An 11,526-nucleotide genomic window follows, 5' to 3' on the forward strand; every position below is an offset into this window, starting at 1 on the left:
TTTTCCGTTGGGCGGCCCGCCTGCAATCGGCGAGGCTCCGGCGTGTCGACTTAGAGTGGGTCCGCCATCGAGCCTGGTCAGCTCACAAGGGGCGTCATGCCGATCGTGACGGGGCGACTTGCTAGCATTGGTGTGGTGATTTTACTCTGCTGTTGGCAGGCGACGGACGAAACAGAACTCGCGGCAGGTCCCGCGGCCTCACTCGGATAGCGCGCTGGTGGGGAGAGGAAGCCCTGGCCAATACTGTCCGTCCTTGGTCGGCCGAGGTCCGAATATCGCCTGACCAACTCTTATGACATCGGCACCTTCCTCGATTGCTATCTCGAAGTCGCTTGTCATCCCCATTGAGAGGAGATCAAGTCGCGTCGATGTTCTATCGCGGAGTGCGTCTCGAAGCCCGCGCAGCAACTTGAAACATTCGCGAACCTTGTCCGCCTCTCCGCTCAGGACGGCGAGAGTCATCAAGCCGCGAGGGACAAGGGCTGGATAGTCGGACAGCCGAAGAACAAAATCCTCTACCTCGTGGGGCAGCAGACCGTATTTGCTCACCTCACCCGAGGTGTTGACTTGGACGAACACGTCGAGATGCCGGCCTTCGGCGCTCAGGCGGGCCTGGAGCGCTTCGGCCAATCTCAAGGTATCCAACGCATGAAACTCGTTCGCGAACTTGACCATCGATTTCACTTTGTTCGTCTGGAGGTGACCGATGATACTCCAGTTCAACGACAGGTCGGCCAAATCGCGGACCTTGCTCTCCGCCTCTTGGACCTTGTTCTCGCCGAACTCGCAAAGGCCGAGTTCGGATGCGATACGGATAATCGCGGCGGGTACGGTCTTGCTGACAGGCAAAACACGAACTTCTGAACGGCTGCGGCGAGCCCGCATACAAGCCCGATTTATGCGCTGCTCAAGCTCATCAAGGTTGGAGCGCAATAACGAGCGCGGATCGTCCGTGAATCGGGCGCTATTCATCTGCGACATCGCGAATTCCTCGCTTCCACGTTCATGGTGTTTGACATGGCAAAGGCCAATGATTTCGGTAGCACATAAAGCAGAGCCGAGTCCGGCTAGTTCGTCAGAACCTCTCACATCGACGCATAATCCAGGCCGTATCCCCCTCATAGGGACGATCCTAATCCCAGACAAGGTGCTCCGGATCTCGCGATCCGCCATCGCCCAACTCGCCGCTCTGGCTCAGGGAGGACAGCACGGAAAGTTCTGTGCTGCTCGGGAGAGACAATTCACGCCCCTCCACTCACGAGTAAGGTTCATATTCGTTCAAAATCGGGGCAGTTCTGGTCTGACGACGCTGAGCGGCTTGAACTTTGCGCACCCAGCCCTTCATCGCTAAATCCATGTCCGACCCACATCCAGATGCTAAGGTTTGCGCTGCGTCGGCGGAACAAGGGTCGCGGAGTGCCCGACGCTCAAATCCCGGACCTGCACCGTCTCAAATCGCTGGGTTGGGCCCACGGCCTGAACAGGTGAATCGGTCGGCCGATCCGTGGATTATGACGAGAAGATAGGTTTATCGATTTGGTTCTGAATTGCGCTACGGAGTTGGTAGTCCCAGTAGGACGTTGTCAATCAGTCGGGTCGAACCAACGTAGGCTGCGACACAGAGCGCCGCCGGAAACCGCAGGGGACTCTCGGCGCGCTTGAGCGTATCCCCGTCGACAAGTTCAAGATATTGCAGCCGATCAACTGTCTCAAGTTGCCGCTCGGCGATCGCAATCAGCTTCTCCACCTCGCGCACTCCTGCGCGGAATTCTTCCGCCGCGGCGAACAGTCCACGACTGATGGCAACGGCTCGCCGACGTTCTTCCTTGCTGAGATACCGATTGCGGCTGCTCATCGCGAGCCCGTCCGGTTCCCGAACGGTTGGCACGGTGACGATCTTGATGGGAAGATTGAGATCTGTCGCCATGCGACGCACGACCGCGCATTGCTGAAAATCCTTTTGCCCGAAAAACACGACGGCCGGATGCACCATGTTGAACAGCTTGCACACGACGGTCGCCACGCCCCGAAAATGCCCAGGCCTGAAAGCCCCGCAGAGTGGTTTCGCCAGTTCGCCCGGCTCGACGAAGGTCTCGAATTGAGCCGGATAGACTTCCTGTACACGCGGCGCGAACACAATCTCAACACCGGCATCGCGGCACAATTTTTCATCGCGCACGAAATCGCGAGGATAGCTGCTGAGATCCTCGTTTGGTCCGAACTGAGCCGGATTGACGAAAATGCTAACGACGGTGACATCGCATTGGGCTCGGCTCGCCTCGACCAGGGCCAGATGGCCATCGTGCAAATACCCCATTGTAGGCACTAACCCGACGCGTTTGCCCGCGCTGCAAGCCTTCGCTAGCTCACGACGAAGCTCAGCGACCGTGGTAATCGTCTGCATCGTTGCACCTTACATCAGGTTGGGTTGGGAGGAGCCCAGGTTGCGATAATGTCACTCAGGCTTTCAGGAAGCCTATAGCACTCCTGCGGCGCCGGGAACGCACCGGTGCGGACATCGGCAGCCCAGCGAGAGAGCGCCTCTTGTAACATCTGAAAACCATCTGCATAGGCGCGAACGAATTTGGGCCGATGACCTATGGTTAGCCCCAGCACGTCATGGAATACGAGCACTTGGCCCGAGCAGTCGGGACCCGCGCCGATTCCGATGGTTGGTATCGATAGCGATTCGGTCGCTCGCTGGGCTAGCTCGGCCGGAATGCCTTCAAGCACCAACGCGAAGCATCCGGCCTCCTGCAGACGGTGAGCGTCATCGAGCAGCCGTAAAGCGTCATCGGCGTTCCGGCCCTGCACCTTGAATCCGCCCATGACATTGACGCTTTGCGGGGTGAGGCCGAGATGGCCCATGACAGGAATTTCGCAATCGACCAAGGCACGCACCATTTCCACGCGCTTGGCCCCGCCCTCGAGTTTTACAGCATCTGCGCCTCGCTGCAGGAACCCTCCAGCGTTGCGTATCGTCTCCTCCGGACCAAGGTGAAAGCTAAGAAACGGCAGATCGGCCACGAGCAGGGCGCGGGGCCTTGTGCGTGCAACAGCCTCCAGATGATGGTTCATCATTGCCATGCTGACCGGCAACGTGTTGTCGAATCCGAGACAGACATTGCCAACGCTGTCGCCCACAAGAATGATGTCGACGATGGGGTCGGCGATGCCTGCCGTAACCGCATCGTAGGCGGTGGTCATGGTGACACGCCGCCGCTCCTGCTTCCACCGCTGCAAGATTGGGATCGTGACCCGCTCAACTGACACTTCCGAAGCGTGGCTCATTTTCGATACGTTCCATCAACTAGGCGAAGGGAAATCCGATTGCGACGCGGCCGAGTATTACGTGCAAACTGGGACCATGCTTTCGTATGGAGGACAAGAGAAAACTGTCAACCGTGAAAGGAAGAAAGAAACATACGTCTCCAAGGTCGCGACCGAGTACACAAACATTCCAATGGTCGCGCGACCACCAAGCAAGAACTTCCAAAATTCAAATTGTCATGTGGAAGCACCTTGTGTCACGCCGCGCTGGGGCGGTCGGAGCCATTCCAGATGAGAGCGCACGGGACGACGCAGGGTGCGCTGATCTAGTCGTGCCGAAGCGCTGCGATTAGCTTATGGTCTTCCAGTGGCGGAAAGGTGAAGCTGTGGTCAGTCGGGGTCCGGGTCAGTGGTCCCGCCGACTCACGTCATGCTGTCGACACCGCCTTGACGCTTCACTAGGAGTTCGTCCGTTTCCGCGGTTGTTGGCTCACGCCATTGCAGGCTGCCCGCGGCACAGATGATCTCTTGGTCGAGCCGCATCAGCGCTTGGCGAGCGGTGTCGGCGATGTCAGAGCGCAGGGTGCTGGCCAGCTTGGTTGCCGCCACCCTGCAAAGCAGGTCGAGGTCCGACCAACCCGCAAGTCAATGACCGCGATCGCGTTCTTCTTCCGCCGATTCGTCAGCGCTGGCATCTACCGGATGTTGTAGCAGACGTGCGATCTGCATGGCACCCGCGACTAATGCACGCGGAGACTTCTTCTGGCTTGTGATTTTTTGCATTTGTCGGCGCCTGGATAATGGTCTGGTGCTGCAGGTCGGCTGCGGCGCGCAAGCGGTGACATCGATTGTGCAAGAACCGACACAGCTGCGTGGCCGGCGCTGTTCGCCTGGCCGCTCAAGGCCAGTCGTCGAACATTTTGAGGCCCCTGCCTAAACTGAGATAGATCGGGACTTAGCGGCACGTCGCGGATATTTCACAGGACCGTGCAGCGTCGTGCTTGGCGTATTCGAACGTTCAACGGACTGCTGAATTTCCTTCAGGGCGGACTAGGGCTTGCAACATACTATACCCCACCAACCCTAACCCTGTTGCAGCGAAAGCAACGGCCCGATGAACTGCGGCCGATCAAACCGCCTCCTCGCCGCTCCGCCGATCGGTTGACGCAGCCAACCATATTCACACTTGCTGTTTTCTATTTTCCTTCCACAGCAATGGCCCTTACACGACGATCTACGAATCGCTTCATCGCTGGGCCAAGCGAGGACGATGGTGCGCAATCTTCGAACCGCTGGCCAAGCCTGGCGAAGATGGTGTTGTGCTGTAGCTCGATTGGACCTCGGTTAAAGCTCACCGGTGTGCGTCCGACGGAAAAGGGGGGAGCACAATCAAGCAATCGGCCGCTCGCGCGCAGGCCGCACGACGAAACTCCATACGCTGAGCAATCCCTTTCCCGGCCGGTCGTCCTGCATCTGATGGCAGGCCAGGATATCGATATCGCAGCGGCTCCCGATGTCCTAGCGCTCGCGCCACCTATCAGTGCGCTCCTCGCCGACAAAGGGTATGACGGCGACAAGCTTCGCCGCGAAATCATTCATCGCGGCGCGAAACCCGTAATCCCCAATAAATCTGACGGTGTTGCCATCCAGCGCTTCAACAAATGCGCCTACAAAGGCCGAAACGTCTCGAACACTGCTTTTGCCGGCTCAAGGACTTGCGGCGCATCGCCCCGCGGTGCGACAAGCTCGGCCGGAATTTCTTGGCCGCTGCGCATCTTGCCGCTCTGGTCGCATATTGGCTCAATTGAATCTGGATCCTAGCCACCTTGAGCGCGGCGGCCCCTTGAATTTCTTCTGGGTCCGGAATTTAAGACGGCCAGCCCAAGCGGAGCCCTTCAGTCGTGACCGCCAGGCTCGAGTGCATCAGGATGCCGCAAACCGTGTGCGACCTCAGGCAGCCCGCCTTGTCCCGGCCGTTATTCATCCTCTTGTGATTCCGATCGCGTCGGAGTTCTATCTTTGATAGCTGAACTCGGTCGTATCATGGAGCACTGGAACGGGACCCCGGGCGGCAATCGTGCGCTTACGCGTCGATTGAAAGTGGCCCGCCAGAATGTCCGCCTCGCTGACCCGGTCATTAGAGAAGAAGCGATAAGCTGCCTTGGTATTCGGCCAATTGGCAGACGAGCGGAATACTTTGTCCGATGGCGCTTCCAATCTGCGTGAGCAACGGAATCCGTCGCCGAGCCGCGCGTCCCTAAACTGGCATCCACTAGTCTCTCGATCAATCCAACATTCACCGCCTAAAAATCGCAAACGGCCTTTTGCCGATCGATCCCTCAATGTGAGCCCCATAGAGCCCCCTCGCGCATCAGGTGCTCAGCAAGGAATCACAAGCGTTTCAAGATATTGCTGATCAGCAGATCAGCTCAAGTGAAGGAAGTTATGGGTAATTGAAAGCCGGTCAACCGCGCCAGTCGCGGCGCTCCGCGCCTGCCTGGCGCACCAAAATAGGCCCCGGCCCATAGGCCAAGGCCTTCGATCCACCTTTTGAACGATAGATCAATATTTGAGAAGAATCGGGCCGCCAAACTTATAGTTGAGCCGTGCAGTCATAAGATCGAGATCCTGGCGGATGCGGTCGACCCCACCAGCGGGCTCGGTGAAGCCCACCATGGTTGGCCGCATGAACAGGTGTGCGTACTCGAATCCAATCGACCAATTCGGTGCGAAGCCGTACTCGAAACCGGCTGCCAACGCGCCGCCCCAAAGAACGCGCTTGCTTTCTCCACCTAACTCGCCCGTCGTCCAGATGACCCGAAACGTATTGAGAGCCGGCTCCGCAAATTTGAACAGGTCGGTAAGTGGAGTTTCTGCCTGACAGCGGGCACGCTGGTGTCTGCGAATCAGGAGCGACGATGAGCAGACGAGCACGCCGGAACCACACTCCGGCTTTCAAGGCGAAGGTGGCGCTTGCCGCGGTGAAGGGGGACCGGACGATAGCCCAACTGGCCGAGCACTTTGATGTCCATCCCAATCAGATCACGGCGTGGAAGGCGCAGCTGGAGGGTGGCGCTTCCGGAGTTTTTGGACTTGGCGGCGCTGCGCCGGCGGCGCCTGCGATCGATGTGAAGTCGCTGCATGCCAAGATCGGGGAGCTGACGCTGGAGAACGATTTTTTAGAAGGCGCGCTCACCAAGGCGGGATTGCTGAGCGCAAAGCGATGATCGACCGTGAGCACGATCTGTCGATCACCAGGCAGGCGGAAGTTTTGAAGATCAGCCGCGGCAGCGTTTATTACCAGCCGCGCCCGGTGCCGGACGCCGATCTCGCGATCATGCGGCGTCTCGACCGGCTGCATCTGGAGTTTCCCTTCGCCGGTTCGCGTATGCTGAAAGGCCTGCTGGCTGCCGAGGGGTGCAAGATCGGCCGTCGGCATGTGAAGACGCTGATGCGGCGGATGGGGATAGAGGCGCTCTATCGCCGTCCGCGCACCAGCAGACCCGAGCCCGGCCACAAGATCCATCCATACCTGCTGCGCGGCATGGAGATCACGCGACCGAACCAGGTCTGGGCGATGGACATCACCTACATCCCGATGGAGCGCGGTTTTGTCTACCTCGCGGTCGTGCTCGATTGGGCAACCCGTCGTGTTCTGTCGTGGCGGCTGTCGATCACCATGGAAGCAGCCTTCTGCGTCGAGACGCTGGAGGATGCCTTGGCTCGTCACGGCAAGCCGGACATCTTCAACACCGACCAAGGCTCGCAGTTTACCGGTGCGGCCTTCACCGGCGTGCTTGCCAGCCACCGCATCGCCATCAGCATGGATGGCAAAGGGGCCTGGCGGGACAATGTGTTCGTCGAACGGCTGTGGCGCAGCATCAAATACGAGGAGGTCTATCTGCGAGCCTACGAAACCGTCGGCGAGGCACGACATTCGATTGGCCGGTATCTCGATTTTTACAACGGACGACGTCCGCATTCGAGTCTTGACGACATGACCCCGGATCAAGCCTACTTCAACCTTCCGCCGCTCCGCGCGGCGGCCTAACCCCGGCAGAGGCTCCACTTATCGACGCGGAATTTTTGTTCAGACAACCGGGACCAGCTCATTGCTCGTCACCGCGGCGCCGCCTTTGGCGTAAAGCAGTACGTTGTCGAAGGCATAACCGATCTGCCCCGTCACCAGGCCGAACGCATCAATCTTGGTCTGGTTGATATCCAAAAAAGCAACGCTGGGATTCCAACCAGTCAAATGAGCCCAGTTCCCCTGGCCTTCAACACCAAGCACGATCGGGCCCGTCTGCCATCGATAGCCGATCTGCCCGCCCACGCTTCCGCCGGTGGCATCATGGCAGCCCTCAGGCTTGCCACCATCGGAATCCCAGCAATTCGAGCTTGAACCAAAGCCGCCGTTCATACCGACGTTGTAGCCGCTCCAGTCGTAGATTGCAGCCGCGACAGGCCCCGGAGCTTTGGTGTAGAGCGGCTTGGCGGGCTGCGCAGCCAGATCCGCGCCGAATGCGGGCACCAACGCGCCAAGCCCCACAATGCTCACAGTCGCAAGCAACAAGTTCTTCATTTCTACTTTCAACTCTTCAGTGCCCCGAGCCTCATGCGTCTTAACAACGTCCGCGCGAATTGCTGTAACTGCATCGCAACATTTGCGCCGAAAGAAATGCGTGAACCGAACGCTGCGTCAGGTTGCGGTGGAGATCATCTCCAACAGCGCCGCAATGCACCTTCGCGTGCGAGCATCGATTGCGGCCGCTGATTTCAGCTGAGTAAGCGCACGCAGTTCAGATCGTCGCAAGCCACACCGCAAGTGAGGAGAGTGAAGCGGTTTGCAAAACTCTTGCTCTTGTCCCGTGCCGCCACTAAAGACCCCGTTACGACCCAGGCTCGTGTTGCACCCACCGGCCCGAGAGATCAGATGAAGTCTATTCGATTGAATCAATGTCCTGCAGATGCTGACCCGTTCGTCGCAGATGCCGCTGTGTGCCGCGGTCGACAGAGCATGCGAAACACAACCTCCGCCCTCGGCGGATGAAGGATGCGGCCCGAAGGATTTTGCTTATTGGTTCAACGAGCCGTTCTCCACCCTAGGCTTCCTACGACACCGCCAATGCGCAGATCGCCGATAACGCTTGCCGACCGGTGGTGGCCAACGGCCGCGGCGAGTTCATCTTCTGAGCTGAAGTTCTAAGTCGATAAAGGACAGCGAGCATGTTCGTTTCATTCTTCCCTCGACCAAAGTTGTTCTTTGCGTCGTCAATTCTTTGGACGGCGTTGGCGATGGCGTTCTGGTATGGAGTTGCCGGCAATCTCTTTCAAGCCCCGGAGAAGCCGGTCGGGCTTGCGACGTTCTGGTCCGCCTCGGCGCTGTGGTTTGATCTCTATTTTGCGCTGACCGTTACGGTGTTCGCGGCCGCATGGATGTTATTTGCCCCCCATCCCTGGGCGACGTGGTCCATTCTTGGTTCGGCGCTGATCCTGTTCACCTCTTACTTTCAGGTCCAGGTCTCGGTCGCGATCAACAGCTGGTATGGACCGTTCTACGACCTGGTCCAGGCTGCGCTTTCGAAATCGGCGCCGGTCACGGTCGAGCAGTTCTACAACGAATTGTCGACCTTTGCCGGTATCGCGCTCGTGGCCGTCGTGGTCGGCGTGATGACGCGATTCTTCGTCAGCCACTACATCTTCCGCTGGCGCACAGCGATGAACGATTTTTATGTCGCCAACTGGCCACGGCTGCGCACGATCGAAGGCGCCTCCCAGCGGATTCAGGAAGACACCATGCGCTTTGCCAGTACCATGGAAGGTCTAGGCGTCAATCTTATCAGCGCGGTGCTGACACTGTTGGCCTTCCTGCCGGTTCTGGTGAGGCTGTCCAGCAACGTCACGGAGCTGCCTCTGTTCGGCTCGATTCCCTATCCGCTGGTGTTCGCCGCGGTGATCTGGTCGATCCTGGGCACCGGCGTTCTCGCGCTTATCGGCATCCGCCTGCCCGGAATTGAATTTTTCAACCAGCGGGTCGAAGCGGCCTATCGCAAGGAGCTCGTGCTCGGTGAGGATGATGCGGCGCGTGCCAATGCGCCGACATTGAGCGTGCTGTTTACCGACATTCGCAGGAATTACTTCCGGCTCTATCTGAACTTCATGTACTTTAATATCGGCCGGATCGTCTATCTGCAGACTGACGTCATCTTTCCTTATCTGCTGCTTGCGCCCACAATCATCGCGGGCAGGATCACCCTCGGCGCGATGAACCAGATCCTCAACGCGTTCACGCAAGTGCGAACCTCGTTTCAGTATCTCGTCAACTCCTGGAGCACGATCGTCGAACTGATCTCGATCTATCAGCGGCTGCGGAGTTTTGAGGCAAAGATCCAGGGTGGGCCACTGCCGTCTATCGAGACGCAAAAGGAGCCAGCCGCATGATTGGCGTAGCTGCAGGAGTTGACGAAACCCGGCCCTTGAGCCGCTTGCCAGGCACCCGATCCGGCGCCCCCACACTGCGGTCATCGCGGCCTTGATCGTAGCCCAATATCCACGCTTGTGCTCTCGCGGTGTCTCGACCGGCCTCGGTCCAACTGTTGCGCGTGCCCGAATTGCTGGCACCGCATGCTTGCGATGCCAGCCGGCGTCGCGCATATCGCATCGAGGATGCGCCTCTTTTCCGCCCGGGTGGCCGACCGGCAACGATCCCTTTCGGCCGACACACCTGCCGCCGCGCGCCCATGCTGACGCCACCGGACCAATTCGATGGCAGCCACCCAATCACCGGCGATAAGTTGTCCAGTAACAATCCGGATGAGGCAATGCGCCTCAGTTCGGCGTCTCAAAGGACGGTTCGGGAGCCGCAGCATGCGAAGCGTCTCCGAATTCCGCTCACCGCGTCTTTCGCAACATCGGCGTAAGTGGAGGTGAGCAACCGTGCTGTATCTCTCCAATAATCTTGAACCCGTGGCGTTGGTAAAAGGGAATGTTTTCAGGATTCGAACTTTCGAGGTAGGCAGCGAGGCCCTGCTCATCACAGCGTTGAAGAGCGTACTTCATCAGCAATGTGCCAAGCCCTTGTCCGGCCCAGTTCGGATCGACAGCGATCAGGGGCAAATACCAATGTGGCTCGGAGGGATGATGTTCGGCCATTCCCTGGCGCAGGTGTGCCATATGTTCGCTGATTTCCGGGCGCAGGGACAGCGCCATCGCGTCCAGCGCATCCTCATCCTGCTGCACGCCCGGAGGCAGCCACAGGGCCGCGGCGCGACTCTCTCCCGTGACGTATGCTGTGCCATGCTCGAATGCTCGTCCGCCACAAGCCTTGATGAACTGAGCCATGCTGCCAAGATATTGCCCAGGGTCCGGCCAAGTCCAACGCATCAAAGGATCGGCGGCAAAGCCGAGGACAATCGTCCAGACGATTCTTGCCCGAATACTTGCGTTCGCCGAGGTGACGACGCCCGGCTCCCTTGTCATGATGCACCGCTTTTCGATCGCAGAGTTGAAGGTTGGAGCACAGGACGGATACCTTGGACGTGAGCCGAATGGATGTGCCCCCGAGCGTTCATCGAATCCCTTTAGTTTCGGTCTCCCGCTCTCATCCTGTCTCAGACGACCGCCTTCGACGGCCGCTTCGGACGGAGGTTCCTCGCTGGAGGCCCTGACCCTTGGACCTGGATCTGGCGAGGACTTGTGCTTTTCGCCATGAGAGCGTCATCTGGATCCAGCGCTTTCCGAAGGAAGGGTCCGTTTTATCGGCCTCGACAACTCTGCCAGCCTTCCGAAAGCAGCGAAAAGACGATTTGAGTTACAAGGTGATCTTGTTTCGCCAAATGTTGCGAGTTGCATTCGCTCGACGAGTCTAAGCACCGCAGCATAATTTGGAACCTGCCAACCCAGGTAGGGGCTTGGCATTCGCCCTAAGGATTGCCAACGACTTCCCCTTCGGTCTTGCCGCAGCGATCCGCACCCGTGACGTCGCCCGCGCGCATCGAGTTGCCCCTTCGTCGGCCGGCGTCGTCTGGGTCAACGATCATCATCGGCTCGACCCCGCCTCGCCTTGGGGGGCCTCGGCTATTCCGCCACCGTCCGCGAATACGCGCCGAAACCTTCGACAACCGCTTCAACACTAAGAGCGTGATGATCGCCACGCACGAGCAGCCGTTCGACCGGTATCGCGACACGGCCAACCAGAAGCGGCTGAACAGTGTTGCTCCAGGTGCGAACTGCGTTTGCCACGCCCACAGGCTCCGG

12 protein-coding genes and 2 pseudogenes are annotated in these 11,526 nt (G+C 58.9%); 4 read left to right on the forward strand and 10 right to left on the reverse strand.

Going from position 1 to position 11,526, the window contains the following annotated elements; all coding sequences use genetic code 11:
- Nucleotides 1-198 precede the first annotated feature (198 nt).
- The 5 genes from RX329_RS35835 to RX329_RS35855 all read right to left on the reverse strand — a co-directional run bounded on the left by RX329_RS35835 (nt 199) and on the right by RX329_RS35855 (nt 4,053).
- The gene (locus RX329_RS35835; RefSeq protein WP_317245081.1) at nt 199-981 is read right to left on the reverse strand and encodes a YggS family pyridoxal phosphate-dependent enzyme; all 783 of its coding nucleotides are present in this window, start codon (nt 979-981) and stop codon (nt 199-201) included.
- Nucleotides 982-1,552: 571 nt separating this feature from the next.
- Complete coding sequence (gene panC / locus RX329_RS35840) at nt 1,553-2,404, reverse strand: pantoate--beta-alanine ligase (RefSeq protein ID WP_317245082.1); 852 nt, start codon at nt 2,402-2,404, stop codon at nt 1,553-1,555.
- A gap of 14 nt (nt 2,405-2,418) precedes the next feature.
- A complete protein-coding gene (gene panB, locus RX329_RS35845; RefSeq protein WP_317245083.1) occupies nt 2,419-3,291 on the reverse strand; it encodes a 3-methyl-2-oxobutanoate hydroxymethyltransferase in 873 nt (290 codons plus the stop codon).
- 402 nt (nt 3,292-3,693) lie between these two features.
- Nucleotides 3,694-3,879 carry a hypothetical protein gene (locus RX329_RS35850; protein ID WP_317245084.1) on the reverse strand — a complete coding sequence of 62 codons (186 nt, stop codon included), beginning with the start codon at nt 3,877-3,879 and terminating at the stop codon, nt 3,694-3,696.
- A 36-nt stretch (nt 3,880-3,915) separates the two neighbouring features.
- Complete coding sequence (locus RX329_RS35855; RefSeq protein ID WP_317245085.1) at nt 3,916-4,053, reverse strand: hypothetical protein; 138 nt, start codon at nt 4,051-4,053, stop codon at nt 3,916-3,918.
- Between the two features lie 434 nt (nt 4,054-4,487).
- Here RX329_RS35855 and RX329_RS35860 point away from each other — a divergent pair.
- Nucleotides 4,488-5,078: pseudogene (locus tag RX329_RS35860) on the forward strand (IS5 family transposase); the annotation flags it as partial.
- A gap of 205 nt (nt 5,079-5,283) precedes the next feature.
- Here RX329_RS35860 and RX329_RS42125 read toward each other — a convergent pair.
- Nucleotides 5,284-5,625, reverse strand: a complete 342-nt coding sequence (locus RX329_RS42125; RefSeq protein WP_410706156.1) for a transposase DNA-binding-containing protein — start codon at nt 5,623-5,625, stop codon at nt 5,284-5,286.
- Nucleotides 5,626-5,832: 207 nt separating this feature from the next.
- A complete protein-coding gene (locus RX329_RS42130) occupies nt 5,833-6,204 on the reverse strand; it encodes an outer membrane protein (RefSeq protein ID WP_410706158.1) in 372 nt (123 codons plus the stop codon).
- Here RX329_RS42130 and RX329_RS35870 point away from each other — a divergent pair.
- A protein-coding gene (locus RX329_RS35870) for an IS3 family transposase (protein WP_317245080.1) occupies nt 6,189-7,321 on the forward strand; the annotation gives its coding sequence in 2 pieces (ribosomal slippage) (nt 6,189-6,444 and nt 6,444-7,321; 1,134 coding nt in all). The genes RX329_RS42130 and RX329_RS35870 overlap by 16 nt on opposite strands.
- Nucleotides 7,322-7,381: 60 nt before the next feature.
- Here RX329_RS35870 and RX329_RS35875 read toward each other — a convergent pair.
- Nucleotides 7,382-7,852: pseudogene (locus RX329_RS35875) on the reverse strand (outer membrane protein); the annotation flags it as partial.
- Nucleotides 7,853-8,496: 644 nt separating this feature from the next.
- Here RX329_RS35875 and sbmA point away from each other — a divergent pair.
- Entirely contained in the window at nt 8,497-9,711 is a 1,215-nt protein-coding gene (gene sbmA, locus RX329_RS35880) for a peptide antibiotic transporter SbmA (protein ID WP_317245086.1), read from the forward strand.
- 450 nt (nt 9,712-10,161) lie between these two features.
- Here sbmA and RX329_RS35885 read toward each other — a convergent pair whose 3' ends face one another.
- The gene (locus RX329_RS35885; protein ID WP_317245087.1) at nt 10,162-10,749 is read right to left on the reverse strand and encodes a GNAT family N-acetyltransferase; all 588 of its coding nucleotides are present in this window, start codon (nt 10,747-10,749) and stop codon (nt 10,162-10,164) included.
- A gap of 431 nt (nt 10,750-11,180) precedes the next feature.
- On the opposite strand from RX329_RS35885, the gene RX329_RS35890 reads away from it, so the two are divergent.
- Nucleotides 11,181-11,405, forward strand: coding sequence for an aldehyde dehydrogenase family protein (locus RX329_RS35890; protein ID WP_317245088.1), 225 nt, complete (start codon nt 11,181-11,183; stop codon nt 11,403-11,405).
- Here the strand turns inward: RX329_RS35890 and RX329_RS35895 are convergent.
- Nucleotides 11,347-11,511 carry a hypothetical protein gene (locus RX329_RS35895; protein WP_317246501.1) on the reverse strand — a complete coding sequence of 55 codons (165 nt, stop codon included), beginning with the start codon at nt 11,509-11,511 and terminating at the stop codon, nt 11,347-11,349. The two genes, RX329_RS35890 and RX329_RS35895, sit on opposite strands and share 59 nt — an antisense overlap.
- Nucleotides 11,512-11,526 lie beyond the last annotated feature (15 nt).

It is taken from the genome of Bradyrhizobium sp. BWC-3-1 (assembly GCF_032917965.1).
In the GTDB taxonomy this organism is placed as follows: Bacteria; Pseudomonadota; Alphaproteobacteria; order Rhizobiales; family Xanthobacteraceae; genus Bradyrhizobium; species Bradyrhizobium canariense_D.